This window comes from Pseudomonas sp. TE3728, assembly GCF_056279145.1.
This window is the reverse complement of the sequence record NZ_JBWBQT010000001.1, coordinates 1583191-1598011: the sequence shown is the minus strand read 5'-3', so window position 1 is coordinate 1598011 and position 14821 is coordinate 1583191. Positions and strand designations below refer to the sequence as shown.

The 14821-nt window shown below is 58.9% G+C and carries 14 protein-coding genes; 11 read left to right on the top strand and 3 right to left on the bottom strand.

Features of this window, described 5'->3' with window-relative positions; all coding sequences use genetic code 11:
• Positions 1–91: 91 nt before the first annotated feature.
• From ACZ89R_RS06575 to ACZ89R_RS06565, 3 genes are all read left to right on the top strand, one after another.
• The gene (locus ACZ89R_RS06575) at positions 92–766 is read left to right on the top strand and encodes a methyltransferase family protein (RefSeq protein ID WP_429546300.1); all 675 of its coding nucleotides are present in this window, start codon (positions 92–94) and stop codon (positions 764–766) included.
• 145 nt (positions 767–911) lie between these two features.
• Complete coding sequence (locus tag ACZ89R_RS06570) at positions 912–1115, top strand: hypothetical protein (RefSeq protein WP_218396563.1); 204 nt, start codon at positions 912–914, stop codon at positions 1113–1115.
• Positions 1116–1326: 211 nt separating this feature from the next.
• Positions 1327–2655, top strand: coding sequence for an alkaline phosphatase D family protein (locus ACZ89R_RS06565; protein WP_192343531.1), 1329 nt, complete (start codon positions 1327–1329; stop codon positions 2653–2655).
• 482 nt (positions 2656–3137) lie between these two features.
• On the opposite strand, the gene ACZ89R_RS06560 is transcribed toward ACZ89R_RS06565, so the two are convergent.
• Positions 3138–3971: an NAD(P)H-dependent oxidoreductase gene (locus tag ACZ89R_RS06560; RefSeq protein ID WP_429546301.1), complete on the bottom strand. Its 834-nt coding sequence runs from the start codon at positions 3969–3971 to the stop codon at positions 3138–3140.
• 85 nt (positions 3972–4056) lie between these two features.
• Between ACZ89R_RS06560 and ACZ89R_RS06555 the strand changes: the two genes are divergently transcribed.
• The 5 genes from ACZ89R_RS06555 (at position 4057) to ACZ89R_RS06535 (ending at position 7094) form a co-directional block, all read left to right on the top strand.
• Positions 4057–4950: a LysR family transcriptional regulator gene (locus tag ACZ89R_RS06555; RefSeq protein WP_429546302.1), complete on the top strand. Its 894-nt coding sequence runs from the start codon at positions 4057–4059 to the stop codon at positions 4948–4950.
• 224 nt (positions 4951–5174) lie between these two features.
• The gene (locus ACZ89R_RS06550; protein ID WP_429546303.1) at positions 5175–5963 is read left to right on the top strand and encodes a DeoR/GlpR family DNA-binding transcription regulator; all 789 of its coding nucleotides are present in this window, start codon (positions 5175–5177) and stop codon (positions 5961–5963) included.
• 61 nt (positions 5964–6024) lie between these two features.
• On the top strand, positions 6025–6261 hold the full coding sequence (locus ACZ89R_RS06545) for a hypothetical protein (protein ID WP_008006271.1): 237 nt from the start codon (positions 6025–6027) through the stop codon (positions 6259–6261).
• Positions 6262–6389: 128 nt separating this feature from the next.
• Entirely contained in the window at positions 6390–6626 is a 237-nt protein-coding gene (locus tag ACZ89R_RS06540) for a hypothetical protein (RefSeq protein WP_371317129.1), read from the top strand.
• A gap of 69 nt (positions 6627–6695) precedes the next feature.
• On the top strand, positions 6696–7094 hold the full coding sequence (locus ACZ89R_RS06535) for a YfeK family protein (protein ID WP_429546304.1): 399 nt from the start codon (positions 6696–6698) through the stop codon (positions 7092–7094).
• 14 nt (positions 7095–7108) lie between these two features.
• Here ACZ89R_RS06535 and chrA read toward each other — a convergent pair whose 3' ends face one another.
• Both chrA and ACZ89R_RS06525 read right to left on the bottom strand, forming a co-directional pair.
• The gene (chrA, locus tag ACZ89R_RS06530) at positions 7109–8467 is read right to left on the bottom strand and encodes a chromate efflux transporter (protein WP_429546305.1); all 1359 of its coding nucleotides are present in this window, start codon (positions 8465–8467) and stop codon (positions 7109–7111) included.
• Between the two features lie 35 nt (positions 8468–8502).
• On the bottom strand, positions 8503–9354 hold the full coding sequence (locus ACZ89R_RS06525; protein ID WP_429546306.1) for a CAP domain-containing protein: 852 nt from the start codon (positions 9352–9354) through the stop codon (positions 8503–8505).
• 458 nt (positions 9355–9812) lie between these two features.
• Here ACZ89R_RS06525 and ACZ89R_RS06520 point away from each other — a divergent pair, with 458 nt between their 5' ends.
• The 3 genes from ACZ89R_RS06520 (at position 9813) to ACZ89R_RS06510 (ending at position 14789) form a co-directional block, all read left to right on the top strand.
• Positions 9813–10433: a cell wall hydrolase gene (locus ACZ89R_RS06520; protein ID WP_429546307.1), complete on the top strand. Its 621-nt coding sequence runs from the start codon at positions 9813–9815 to the stop codon at positions 10431–10433.
• A 300-nt stretch (positions 10434–10733) separates the two neighbouring features.
• Entirely contained in the window at positions 10734–12635 is a 1902-nt protein-coding gene (locus tag ACZ89R_RS06515; RefSeq protein WP_429546308.1) for a potassium transporter Kup, read from the top strand.
• A gap of 438 nt (positions 12636–13073) precedes the next feature.
• Positions 13074–14789, top strand: a complete 1716-nt coding sequence (locus ACZ89R_RS06510; RefSeq protein ID WP_429546309.1) for an amidase — start codon at positions 13074–13076, stop codon at positions 14787–14789.
• Positions 14790–14821 lie beyond the last annotated feature (32 nt).

Sequence of the window (14821 nt, the reverse complement as noted above, 5' to 3'; positions counted from 1 at the left end):
TGGTTAGGGGAACTCTACACTCCATTTGCGGGCCATATCGAATATGGCAAGCAAAATGGAAAAGACAGAAACTCCCCAGGATCCGAAGGCGATGTCACGCCGTACGGCCATCACTTATGGGATCGGCCTGCCGCTTGCGCTGCTGGTATTGATCTTCCTGCCGGCTGGCACTATTGCCTGGCGGCCCGGATGGGTATTGCTGATCGTGCTGATTTTGGCTTTGGGCGCGTCAGGCCTTGTCCTGGCGTGGGTCAACCCTGTGATCTATCGCGCGCGCAGCCGGATTCAGCCAGGCACTAAAAGTTGGGACAAAGCGCTGCTGGCGCTCATATTGCCGACGATGACGGCGGTCCTGCCGGTCGCGGCGATCGATGCCGGGCGTTTCCATTGGTCGGCGGTACCGGCCTGGTTGGTGCCAGGCGGCTACATCGCTGTGCTGGCGGGCATCGCGGTAACAGGCTGGGCGCAGGCAGTGAATCCGTTCTTCGAACCAGGTGTGCGCATCCAGGCCGAGCGGCATCAGCGCGTGATCGATCGCGGCCCTTACCGTTTCGTGCGTCACCCCGGGTACATTGCCGCACTGTTCCTGTTCTTCGGCATGGCCCTTGCGCTGGGTTCGTTCTGGGCACTGTTGCCCGCCGCACTGGCGTCGGCGTTACTCGTCTTGCGCACGGCATGGGAGGACCAGCTGTTGCGGTCCGAGCTTGCAGGGTATGACGATTATACCCGTCGAGTACGGTGGAGATTGGTCCCCGGCCTCTGGTGAAGGCCAGGGTTGGATAGTGGTTTCCGAGCGGGAGGAGAGGAGAGCGCCAAGGCTGGCCGCCCCTTCACGACTTCACACACTGGGCCGGCAAAAAACAATGCTTTTGCTCGCCTGTTACGTTCATAGTCAGGTCGAGGAGAACAGCATGAAATCCCGGATCATTGGGTTGCGAGTGGCCGGCACCGTCTACGCACTGATGGCCTTGGCGCAACTGGGGCGCCTGATTATTCGCCCCGAGGTTCTCGTTGATGGGTATCCCATGCCCCTGTGGCCAAGCGTGCTCGCCTTGGTATTGCTCGTGGTATTGAGCGTCTGGATGTGGTCGCTCACACAGTCGCGAGCAGAGTGAGGCTGACTCATCCAGGCCGAACCGCTTTTTGGGCCACTGGAGCGCGTTGAGAAGTATCGGCGGGCGATCGGGGTGTTGCGGGGTGTTCCAGCCAGAAACGACAAAGCCTCAAATCATCAGGGCTTTGTTCTTACGCGACGGGTTTGATGTCTTAGTGGCGCGATGCTGATTTATCGACTGAACTGCTGCTCAGGTTTCAGGAGGAAATCAGATGGCGCGGCTCATTCTCGGTCATACCACCGATACGTCGATTAAAGTCTGGGTACGCGCCAGCGAGCGTTGGCCGGTGGCCTTTGTTGATGTCGTGGATTGCGACAACAATGCGACAGGCCCCACCAAGGTGCTCGATGCCCAGCCAATGGAGTTTTATACGGGCGTTCTGGAGTGGAAAAAGCTCAATCCCGATACGCCTTATACCGTGAAGGTGGCCTTCGGCAAGACCCGCGGTGCGGCAGCCGATGAGCGAGTTCGTGATGCCTATACCGAAGGGCGCTTTCGCACCTTTCCCGCGGTAGAACTGACCGGATCATTCTCTTTCGTGCTCGGCTCCTGCAATTTGCATTCGCTCGGGATACTGGAGAGGCCCGACCGTGCCTGGGTCGAGATTTCTCGGGTGGCCAAAAACAACGACGCACGCTTCATGATTCATTGCGGCGACCAGATTTACTCGGACATCCCGCGCCAGCCCTCCATCGATGTGCAGTTCTTTCGTGACAAGTATCTGGATGCCTGGGAGGACTGTGTGCCCGCGCGCCGGACGCTGACAGAGTTGTCGCATTACATGATTCTTGACGACCATGAACTGATCAACAACTTCGACACGGCCACCGGTTCGTCCACGCAAGCGCTGGCGAACGCCGCCATCAAGGCGTATTGGGAGTTTCAGCATTCGCACAATCCTTCGAGTCGTCATGCCGAGCATCATTACCACTACGAGTTCAACTACGGCGCGGTGAAGTTCTTTGTCATGGACACCCGTTATTACCGCAGCACGGCGCAAAAGTGTTTGCTTGATGAGGTCCAGGAAGACGACCTGTTGCGCTGGCTGTCGCGTTACCGTGATGACCTGAAGTTCGTTGTCACCAGCGTGCCGTTCGTGGGGGTGGTTAAAAACTCTGAAGGTGACAAATGGTCGGATCCTGCTTTCGAAGAACAGCGAAGCCGCATCCTTGAGCATGTCCTCGAAAAAAACGTATCACGCCTGACCTTCCTGACGGGCGACATGCACACCTCTTATCACGCCACGCTTGCGGTTTCGCGCGGCGAGAAAAGCACGGTGATCAATGAGTTGATGTCCAGCCCGATAAACCAGTACACCCCAAACATAAGGCCCGAGCAGATCTACAATATGAACCACTCGCACACCCTGCCTAATGGAATTTCCACGCTGTCGTGTATCGATCCGGATTCCTTTTACGGTAATCACTCGAATGTCATGGTGATCGATGTCGATATGACGTCAGCCAGGCAGACGGTGGGCTATAAGATTTTTCGCACAACAAAAACGGGTGCGGGGCCGAGTGGGAAATTCCATCCCTAAAGGGAAAGGAGAGTTCCATTGTGGTGAGGGGATTCCTATGGGTTTTTCGGGCCTCAGATCAATAGATCGCAGCCTTCGGCAGCTCCTGCGCTGTGGCGTTCGTCCTGGTTCGAGCCATAGGGGCGCAGCGTTAGTATCTTTCCATTTACCTGTCATTCCCTTAGAAAAGAATCGGTCTAAAAAGCCCGACCCAGGCTTCGATCGATTTGCTATTCTGAAGCTGTAGGTGAAGACGCAGACTGATGCGCAAAGGGATAGCGAGGAGGCGTGGGGCGCGCTCCCAAGGGTACACGGTTAGAAAGATCTCCGCGCTGAGATCCAGCCCTTATGCCGTGTGAGGCAGAACAGCCTAAAGTTAAAAATCCTGTTCTGTGAGAGGCCCGATAAACCTTGTAAGCCAGAGACCAGCGCTGGCCACCTACATCGATTTCCAAAGCCCGCCTTGTGCGGGCTTTTTCGTATTTGCGGGTAGCCAGTTTGTTCTACACGGCGCGCGCTTTTGCGGATGCGGCTCGCACGTGTTGTTCATCGCGTTCTGCCTGTCTGACGTGAGCCGAAAACCCAGTCTCATCCGACGCAATCTCCGCACGCAACGTGAGTTGCGGGATGTCATACGCCCCGGCATTCTGCGGCCGGAAAGGAATCGGTGCGGTCTTCCAGAGTTCATCCAGCCGTTGGCCGAGCGCATCACAGGTCGTCGAAAATTTCGCTTCGTCCATTCGGCTGGTGCGATAGATCACGAACGGTGGCAGCACGTCGAAACCGGGGTAAAACAGCACGCCATGCTGAATCGGGAATAACACATCATCGATGGGCCCATTGATGCCCCGAGGGCTGTAATGAGACTCCCATCCACCGGCGGTGACGATCAGCATCGCCCGTTTGCCCGCCAGCGTGCCTTCTCCATAGCGGTTACCCCAGCGCGCATCGGAATGCTCTCCTACGCCATAGGCAAAACCATAGGCATAGACGCGTTCCACCCAGCCTTTGAGGATCGCCGGCATCGAAAACCACCACAGTGGAAACTGCAGAATGACGGCATCGGCCCAGAGCAGTTTTTCCTGTTCGAGGACGATGTCCTGGCTTTGCCGGCCTTCTTCGAAGGCAAGTTTGGAGTCCAGCGAAGGATTGAACCGCGATTCGGCTGGCCGGCCGGGACTGTCATCGGCATCCAGCGAGGCTTTCCAGTCCATCGCGTATAGATCGGAGACCTGCACTTGGTGGCCGGCGGCCTCCAGGCGTTTGACGGCAAAGTCTTTGAGCGAACCGTTCAACGATTTGGGTTCGGGATGGGCATAAACGAGCAGAACTTTCATGGCTGAGTCTCCGGTGTCAGGAGTCAGCAGAATCGGACGTTACCCGGTATATTGGAAATGAATAACCAATATGCCAGGTATTACCATGAATAATCTGCGACGCCTGGACATCAATCTGTTGCTGACCCTTGATGTCTTGCTCTCGGAACACAACGTGACCCGTGCGGCGCAACGCCTGAGTTTGTCTCAACCGTCGGTGAGTGTTCATCTTGCCAAATTGAGGGACATTTTCGGTGATCCGCTGTTGCTGCCAGGACCACGGGGCATGCGGCCCACGGCCAGGGCCGATGAGTTGCGCGAGCCGTTGCGTCAGGCCCTGGAAGCCCTGGAGCGTGCCGTGTCGCCCGCCAGTCCTTTCAATCCGGCCGAGGCCCGGCAGACGTGGAACGTCATGGCGTCCGACTACGGTGAGACGACTATCGTTTTACCTGCGTTAGCCGGGCTGCGTTCGACAGCACCTGATACGCGTTTGGCGGTGTTTGATCTGGTTCCGTCTCAGATCGCCAGGCAAGCGGAGCAGGGGGCAATCGATCTGGCTTTCCACACCAGCGAGGACGCTCCCCCCGGCTTGCGGCGTCGCGCGTTGTTTACCGAGCAGTATGTTTTGGTGGGCCGTGCCGGTCATCCGCTATTGAAAAAGCGACCGACACTGGCGCAATTTTGTGAACTCGACCACGTGATCGTGTCACGGGATGGTGGGGCGTTTCAGGGTGTCACCGACCAGGCGCTTTCGGCGGTGGGCATGACGCGCCGGGTGGTGCTTTCCGTCCCGCATTTCCTGTTTGTGCGGTCGGTGGTGGAGAGTACCGACATGGTGGCGATGCTGCCGTCGCGGCTGGTTCGCGATGCGGGGGCGTTGGAAGTGGTCGAGCCACCGCTTGATGTCCCGGGTTACGAGATGTCGATGCTCTGGCCCGAGCGTGTTCATCGCGACCCTGCGCATCAATGGTTGCGCGAGTTCATTGTGAGTGCGTTGTGATGGGGTCGTGAAAAAGTAGAAGGTCCCCTGATGCCAGTCAGTCAAGCGCAATCCATGTGGGAGCGAGCCTGCTCGCGAAAGCGGTGTGTCAGTCGACATCAATGCTGGGTATGCCGCCGCCTTCGCGAGCAGGCTCGCTCCCACAGGTTCCGCGCTGCCATGCCGGTTGTGTTCATTCCACTGTTTGGCTAATCTCGCATAAACACGCAAAAACAGGCATAACCATGCAAGCCGAGCATTCCATCGCCGAACTCCCGCAGTTGCGCCGTCAAAAAATCCTGCTGATCCTCGAACGCGACGGCAAGGTTATGGCCTCCGAGCTAAGCCAGCATTTCGCCGTGTCCGAAGACACTATTCGTCGCGATCTGTCGGAGCTGGCCAGCGCCGGGCTGGTGCAGCGGGTGCATGGCGGAGCACTGCCGCGGCCCAAGGATACGGGCAAGGATTACTTCACCCGGGTTGGCGAAACCGATGAGGTGAAAACCCGTCTGGCCCAACTCGCCGCACGCCGGGTCAAAAACGGCCAGATTGTGATTTTCGATTCCGGCAGCACCACGCTGCAGATCGCGCGCTCGCTGCCCGCTGACATCTCCATCACGGCCATTACCGCGTCGCCGATGATCGCGATCACCCTGGCCGAATACAAAGGCATCACGGTGATTGTTGCCGGTGGTCAGCTCAATCCCGCGACGATGTCTTCCGGCGGCCATGAAACCCTGCGGTTGATCGAAGGCATCAAGGCCGATCTGCTGTTCACCGGGGTCTGCGCCATTCATCCGGAAGTCGGCATCAGCTCACTGCATTTCGATGAGGTGCCGGTGAAGCAGGCGATGCTCGCCAGCGCTTCCCATGTGGTTGCCGTCACCACCGCGGACAAGCTGGGGGCGGTGGAGCCTTTCGTTGTTGCGCCTTGCAACCGCGTGCATACCCTGATCACCGAACGTCACGTGGCCTCGGGCAATGTCGAGGATTATCAAAAGCTGGGGATCGAGGTGGTGCAGATAGACGCTTGAGCGTCATCGCGCTCAGTGCTGCATGGGTTACGCTGATAGCAACGACGGGAGGAATGCAGCCATGACTGAGCGCCATATGATCCACTCGGAAACACTATCGAACGGATGCAGCATCGAGGTTAAAGCCGAGATATTGAGAGACGGCTCGCTGAAGATGTTCATGGGTGTCTATTGGCCGGACGGTTCGGCCATCGTTGAGGACAACCACCCGTCGCCGCATCTGCTGGACATGGAAGCGGCGATGGAGTGGGCCATCGAAAAAGCCAAAACCATCGGTAACAGCCAAAGAACGCTGTAAGGCCTGGCGATAACTGAATCATTGAGCATCTGGAAGGTCGTACCTGCGGTTTGCACGCACTTCGATTGAATTCGTGGATAGCGTCAACTCATCCCCGCCGCTCTGACCTTTGCTTTTAGGATGTTCAAATGAAGCGCACCGCGATAATGACCCTGGCCATTGCAGCTACTCTCTTGTTGGGAGGCTGCTTTCCTCACTGGGAAGATGATGACAGGTACGATCGGGATCACCGCCGTGAATACCGTCGCGACCATGACCGAGGCTATGACCAACGTGATGATCGAGGGTATGACCGGGATTACGACCGACGTGATGATCGCCGTCGTTACCGCGACCGGGACCGCGACGACCGCGACGACGATTGATACTTGCTCGCCAGCCTTCAGAGCGGGCACCACCGCTCTGATCTGCCGTCAGTCATGCGAGGTGTCACCATGGGAGTTCTGCCTGGACGTTTCACTCGGCATGTCAGCCACTGGTTGATCGCGGCGGGTATCGGCCTGACCGCAGTGGTGCTCAATGCACAGGCGCAAACCCCACCTCAAGCCACTCAGGAAATAAACAGCTTGCTGGACTTTGTCGAGCACAGTGAGTGCCGGTTTGTGCGCAACGGGAGCGAATACCCAGGCGCTCAGGCCCGGGCGCATCTGGAAAAGAAGCTTGAGTATCTCGAAGAGAGGGACAAGATCACTAGCGCAGAAAACTTCATCGACCTGGCGGCCACCCAAAGCAGTGTGAGTGGTCGCGCCTATGAAGTGCGCTGTCCGGCGGGCGTACAACCGGCAGATACCTGGCTGAAGACCGAGCTGCAGAGGCAGCGACAACTTCACTGATCACGTTTGCTGCACTAGCGCAGCAAATGCACCACCAACCCGATCAGCCCGCACCCCATCAGTACTTCGATCACACCCCGCTTGAAGCGGAACAAGGCGATGGCCGCCGCAATGGCGATCAGCGCCGAAGGCCAGTCGAGTCGGCCGCTGAAGCCTTTGGGCCAAAGCACGTGGTAGCCGAAAAAACACGCCAGATTAAGGATCACCCCGACCACGGCCGCAGTAATTGCGGTCAGCGGTGCGGTGAGCCGGAGTTCGTTGTGCGTCGACTCCACCAGCGGACCGCCGGCGAGGATGAACAGGAACGATGGAAGAAAGGTGAACCAGGTCACCAGCGTGGCGGCGAGGGCGCCGGCCAGGAACACATGATCAGGGCCGAACACCTGCTGAACATAGGCGCCGACGAAACCGACGAAGGCCACCACCATGATCAGCGGCCCGGGGGTAGTTTCGCCGAGTGCCAGGCCGTCGATCATCTGCGTGGGTGTCAGCCAGCCATAATGGCCGACCGCGCCCTGATACACATAAGGCAACACGGCGTACGCGCCGCCGAATGTCAGCAATGCCGCTTTGGTAAAGAACCAGGCCATCTGGGTCAGGGTGCCTTCCCAGCCGAACAGCGTGGTGAGAATGCCCATCGGCAACACCCACAAAGCCGCACCCACCAGCAACAGACGCAGCAATTTAAAACGGTTGAAACGGGCATGTTCGGGAGGCGGGGTATCGTCATCGATCAAGGCTGGGCCGAAGGATTTTTTCGCAGCACCGTGGCCCCCGGTCTGGAACCTTTCAGGCGCCAGACGTCCGCCGACATAACCGATGATGGCGGCGCCCAGCACAATCAACGGGAACGGCACATTGAACACGAAGATGGCCGTGAATGAAGCCGCGGCGATGCCCCACAGCCAGTTGTTCTTTAGGGCCCGCGAGCCGATCCGGTGGGCCGCCTGCACCACAATGGCGGTCACGGCAGGCTTGATCCCATAAAAAAGCCCGGCCACCACCGGCACTTCGCCAAAGGCGATGTACACCCAGGACAACGCGATCAGGATGAACAGCGAAGGCAGCACAAACAGTGCGCCGGCAATCAGGCCGCCCCACGTGCGGTGCATCAGCCAGCCGATGTAGGTCGCCAGTTGCTGAGCCTCCGGTCCGGGCAGCAACATGCAGTAGTTGAGGGCATGCAGAAAGCGCCGTTCCGAGATCCAGCGTCGGCGCTCCACCAACTCCTGGTGCATGATCGAGATCTGTCCGGCCGGCCCGCCGAAACTGATGAAGCCGAGTTTCAGCCAGAACAGGAACGCTTCCCGCAAGCTGATGGCGTCAGGCTTCGACAGGTCCTGTTCGACGGTCGAAGAGGGGGCTTTATTCAAATGATGATTCCTTTTTCAACGGTCGATTCAAGCCTTCACGGCGTCCCGAACATCGCCGTCCAGTAAATGCCTGCGTCACTCTTCGGGTCCACCGCATAGGCCGCACCCAGCTCACGAAATTGCGGGTTCATCAGGTTGGCGCAATGGCCCGGGCTGGCCAGCCAGCCATCGACCACTTTGCGCACAGTGTCTTGCCCGGCGGCGATGTTTTCGCCGACCTGCTGGCCCGCATAACCCGCCAGTTCAGCCCGATCACCCGGCGTGCGACCGTCGCGGTCCTTGTGATCGAAATAGTTATTGTTGGCCATGGCGCGGCTGTGGGTCTCGGCCGCGGAGCCCAGTGTGGCGTTCCAGGCCAGCGGCGTCGTGGCGGCAAAGGCTTGGGTGCCGCACTGGCGCGTCTGAGCGCGGGCGCTGTTCATCGCTTCAAGCAGTTTCTGTCCCTCCGCCTGCCAATCACCCAAACGCCCGGTCAACAGCGGACGCGCCAGCACAATGCGCCATTCACGGCCATTGCGGCTGACGCCGATGTCGACGAATTGCGGGTCCAGCACCACTTGGCAGAAGCTCTCCTGAATCGCCTTCATGGCGGACGGCGCATCACGCGGACCCGAGAGGCTGATCGCCTGCACATTGACCATCGGATACGCCGCGCGGGCCAGTGCCTGCTGCAAATCACCGATGCTGTTGGCGGACAGGACCAGCCGCGGATCGCTCGCCAGCGGCGGCAACTCCGAAGACGCCTGGCCGCCGCAGCGCTGCACCTGGCTGCGGTAAACGTTGATCGACTCGACCAGCTGCGTTTCCTCGGCTGCCAAGGCGGCGACGCTGAACATCAGCCCGAATGACAACACGGCGAGATGCAAAACGGATGACAGGCTGCGCATGAAAATCTCCCTTGAACGGACTAGGGGGGCGTTCTCAATTAGTTTCCCCGCCGCGTTGTCGCCTTAAAGCGGGCCAGGCAAGGCGTAGGCCGCTGGGAATGGTTGTTCCCTTTCCAAGGCCTGCAACGCAGCCTGGCCCGCTTTAAGGCACAACCCGAAGGGCCGGGCCTGCTGTTGTGCAGGGCTGCGTTGCTCGAAGCTTATTTGGAATGACCAAACTACGCTTCTCGCGCCTTGCCCTGCACAACAGCAGACCCGGCGCGGCGGGGAAACTAATTGAGAACGCCCCCTTTGCCCATGATGCGCGATTTCCCCCCTGCGCACGCAATGCCTTTTTGCGCCGACATGCATTTATTGTCAGACGGCTGGAATGACGTGCGACGACTACAATCACAGCAGGTCAGCGCTACAACATCGCCGTTTCATTGCCCAAGCCAGTGTCATCGGAAGGATCGATCATGCGATTACATTGGGTACTCACCTGCTTCGCAATCATCCTTCTGTGCAGCCAGGTGTTGGCGACTGAGCAAGAGCAAAAACAGGAAGTGGCCGAAGACAAGGCGCAGGTCCTGGAGCAGAAAGCCGCCGAGAAGGACAGCGAACTCCCGGTGCCCAAGTCCGCAGTCATCACCCCCTCCGAAGCGCAGGCGGTCGATCCGGCAGGCGCAGCCCCTCTGGACGATGCAATCACCTGCTTTGCACGCAGTATCTATTGGGAAGCCAAAGGTGTTGCACCTGCCAACATGGAAGCCGTCGCCAGCGTGGTCATGAACCGGCTCGGCCATGGTGGGTTTCCCGATACGGTGTGCGCCGTGGTCAAGCAAGGCTCTGAAACGGGCTCCTGCCAGTTTTCATGGTGGTGCGACGGACGTGCAGATCAGGTAAAGGAAGACGACGAATATGCCCTCGCCAAGGAAATCGCGCGCAAGGCGCTCAACAAGCAACTCACGGACCGAACCCATGGTGCCTTGTATTTCCACGACAGAACGGTGAAACCCGCCTGGGCGAAGAAATACACCAAGACGGCTGAGACCCGGAAGTTCCTGTTCTATAAACCTCGTGGCGGGACGGCAAAATAGGGGTGAATCGCTTGATGATCATTGGGGGAGGGGGCTGCCCGTACAATTTTACGAATTCTTTACGGTCGATATTCTCCCTCGCGACGATACTTGCCGCGTTTTTTTGATCATGAATATGCCTGTAATTTTTCCTGATTCCAGTCAGTTAAGGCGCGAAACCTGTTGGAGCGGACTTGCTCGCGAAAGCGGTGTGTCAGGCGACTTTCGCGAGCAAGTCGAATTGTCGCACCGCCGCTCCCCACATGGATTTCGCTAAACTGACTGACATTGCAATCCTTCCTCCTTATCGAGAAGCTACCCGTGAGCGAAACAGCGATCCCGGCCCATGAAGAATCCCATTCCAAAACCTCGGGAGTGGGCTTGCTCATCGCCGCGGTGGGCGTGGTTTATGGGGATATCGGCACCAGCCCTCTTTACACCCTCAAGGAAGTGTTCGCCGGTCATTACGGAGTCCAGGCCAATCACGACGGTGTACTGGGCGTTCTGTCGTTGATCTTCTGGTCACTGATCTGGGTCGTCTCGATCAAGTATGTGCTGTTTATCCTTCGTGCCGACAACCAGGGCGAAGGGGGCATCATGGCCTTGACGGCACTGGCACGTCGGGCTGCGGCGCCGTATCCCAAAATGAGCAGGGTGCTGGTGTTGCTTGGCCTGTTTGGCGCGGCACTTTTTTACGGGGACAGCATGATCACCCCGGCCATCTCGGTGCTCTCTGCGGTTGAAGGGTTAGAGCTTGCGTTTGATGGCATTGAGCATTGGGTGGTTCCGCTGTCCCTTGTCGTCCTGGTAGTACTTTTCTTGATACAGAAACATGGCACGGCTCGTATCGGCATCTTGTTTGGCCCGGTCATGGTGCTGTGGTTTGTGGTGTTGGGGGTACTCGGCATTTACGGCATCTTGCAACGGCCGGAAGTTCTGCAAGCGCTGAATCCTGCGTGGGCGGTGAAATTTTTCGTGGTCCATCCGGGCATTGGCATCGCCATTCTGGGCGCCGTCGTGTTGGCATTGACTGGTGCTGAAGCACTGTATGCCGATATGGGCCATTTTGGTCGCAAACCCATTGCTCGTGCCTGGTTCATCCTGGTGCTCCCCGGCCTGGTACTTAACTACTTTGGCCAAGGCGCGCTGATCCTCGGGAACCCTGAAGCGGTACGTAATCCGTTCTATCTATTGGCACCTGACTGGGCGCTGCTGCCGATGGTTGCGCTCTCGACACTGGCCACCATCATCGCATCCCAAGCCGTGATTTCCGGGGCATTCTCACTGACTCACCAGGCCATCCAGCTGGGTTACGTGCCTCGTATGTTTATCCAGCACACCTCCAGTCAGGAGCAGGGGCAGATTTACATCGGCATGGTGAACTGGGCGCTGATGGTCGGCGTCGTGTTGCTGGTCATCGGTTTTGAATCGTCCAGTGCACTGGCGGCGGCTTATGGTGTGGCGGTGACGGGCACCATGCTGATTACCACCATTCTGTCCTCGGCTGTTGCATTGCTGCTTTGGAAAACACCTCGTTGGCTGGCTATTCCGATGCTCTTGGGTTTTCTCTTGGTGGACAGCCTGTACTTCGCTGCCAACGCTCCGAAGATCTTCCAGGGCGGTGCGTTCCCGGTGATTGCCGGTATTGCCCTGTTCATATTGATGACCACCTGGAAACGGGGCCGAAAGATCATTGTCGAGCGGCTGGACGAAACCTCGCTGCCGCTGCCGTTGTTCATCAGCAGCATCGGCTCGCAACCCCCTCATCGTGTGCAGGGTACCGCGGTATTTCTGACGGCCAGGGCGGATGCGGTCCCTCATGCCCTCTTGCACAACCTGTTGCATAACCAGGTGCTGCACGAGCAGGTGGTGTTGCTTACCGTGGTGTCTGAAGACAGTCCGCGTGTGCCGGCGGACCGGCGATTCGAAGTCGAGGCTTTTGGTGAAGGATTCTTTCGAGTGAGTCTGCACTTTGGTTTTATCGAGGAGCCCGACGTCCCTCTGGCGTTGAGCCTGTGCCATTTGAAAGAGCTGGATTTCAGCCCGATGCGCACCACGTATTTCCTCAGCCGGGAGACTGTCATCCCGACCAAGCGTATTGGCATGGCCCGTTGGCGCGAAAGCCTGTTCGCGTTCTTGCTGAAGAACGCCAACAGCAACCTCAAATACTTCAAGTTGCCGCTCAATCGCGTGATCGAGCTGGGCACGCAGGTTGAGATGTAGCCACAAACAAAACCGAAAATGCACCTGATCCCTGTGGGAGCGAGCCTGCTCGCGATTGCCGTCAGTCATTCCAGTTGATGTCGACTGATCCACCGCTATCGCGAGCAGGCTCGCTCCCACAGGTTCTGCAGCGCCGGATAGACCGTGCAGCCGTTGGGGCATGCATCGCAGTGGCAGTTTCCTCAGGCGCTCTGTGGTCTCGGTTTACGACCCTCACCGAGACGCCGGGCCGTTCATGGAGTGGGCTCTTGCTCTAATCTCATGCAAAATCACGGGTACAGCATGCTCACCGCGTATTGATCGCAGGTTAAGCACGTATTGTGAGTAATCGATCGCGCTAATGCAGTGCAACGAGAGCCACTATGAAAACCCTTTTTGAGATAAGTGATGTCTTTGAGCCCAACATCCAGTCACCCATCACCCGCCGGCGGTAACAGCATGATCGAGGTCACCGAGGTTTCCATTGCCCAACTGCGTGCTGCGCTCGAATCGGGCCAGACGACGGCGGTTGAACTGGTTCAGGCCTATCTCGCCAGAATCGACGCCTACGACGGCCCTGACACGCCCACCGCCCTCAACGCAGTGGTGGTTCGCAACCCCGATGCGCTCAAGGAAGCGCAGGCATCCGATGCCCGTCGGGCCAAGGGCCAGACGCTGGGGCCGCTCGATGGCATTCCCTATACGGCCAAGGACAGTTATCTGGTGAAAGGGCTCACCGCAGCCTCCGGAAGTCCCGCCTTCGCGAACCTGATTGCTTATCGCGATGCGTTCACCATCGAACGGCTTCGTGCCGCTGGCGCGATTTGCCTGGGCAAGACCAATATGCCGCCCATGGCCAACGGCGGCATGCAACGCGGGGTCTACGGTCGTGCGGAGAGCCCGTACAACGCTGCCTATCTCACCGCACCCTTCGCCTCGGGCTCATCGAACGGCGCGGGTACTGCAACCGCCGCGAGTTTCGCGGCATTCGGCCTCGCTGAAGAAACCTGGTCGAGCGGACGTGGCCCGGCGTCGAACAATGGTTTGTGTGCCTATACGCCTTCGCGCGGCGTGATCTCGGTGCGCGGGAACTGGCCGTTGACGCCGACCATGGACGTTGTCGTGCCGTTTGCCAGAACCATGGCCGACCTGCTCGAAGTGCTCGACGTGGTGGTGGCGGATGATCCCGACACACGGGGCGATCTGTGGCGGATGCAACCCTGGGTGCCCATCCCGAGTGTCGCCTCGGTGCGTCCCGCTTCCTATGGGGCGCTTGCCGCAAATACCGATGCCCTCGCCGGAAAACGCTTCGGCGTTCCTCGTATGTACATCAACGCGGATCCCGAAGCGGGCACGAGCGATGCGCCGGGTATCGGTGGTCCGACGGGGCAGCGAATCAACACCCGTCCTTCCGTGATCGGGCTCTGGGAAGAGGCTCGCAAGGCACTCGAAGCCTGCGGGGCCGAAGTGGTCGAGGTCGATTTTCCGCTGGTCTCCAATTGCGAAGGCGATCGTCCTGGTGCACCGACGGTGTTCAACCGCGGCCTGGTTTCCAAAGAGTTCCTTCACCATGAGTTGTGGGATCTGACAGCCTGGGCGTTCGACGATTTTCTGCGGGCCAACGGCGATCCAGAACTCAATCGCCTGGTCGATGTGAACGGGCCGCTGATTTTCCCGCACGACCCGGGGACGCTGCCCAATCGTGAGGGCGACCTTGCCGCTGGCATGGACGAGTATGTGCGGATGGCCGAGCGCGGCATCACGCCTTGGGACCAGATCCCCACGGTGCCGGACGGGCTGCGCGGCCTTGAGCAGACGCGCCGTATCGATCTTGAGGACTGGATGGATCGGTTGGGGCTCGACGCAGTGATCTTCCCGACGGTGGCCGACGTCGGGCCGGCGAATGCCGATGTCGATCTGAAGTCTGCGGACATCGCATGGAGTAACGGTGTCTGGGTCGCCAACGGCAACCTCGCCATCCGCCACCTGGGTGTTCCCACGGTCACGGTGCCGATGGGAATCATGCCGGACATCGGCATGCCCGTCGGGCTGACCTTCGCCGGTAGGGCCTATGACGACTCGACGCTGCTGCGCTTGGCTTCGGCGTTTGAGTCGACGAGGACGAAGCGATTGATCCCGCCGCGAACCCCACCGTTGTCGGGTGGTCAGAACTAGGAAGGGCGGGATTGGCGCACGGCACACGCGTC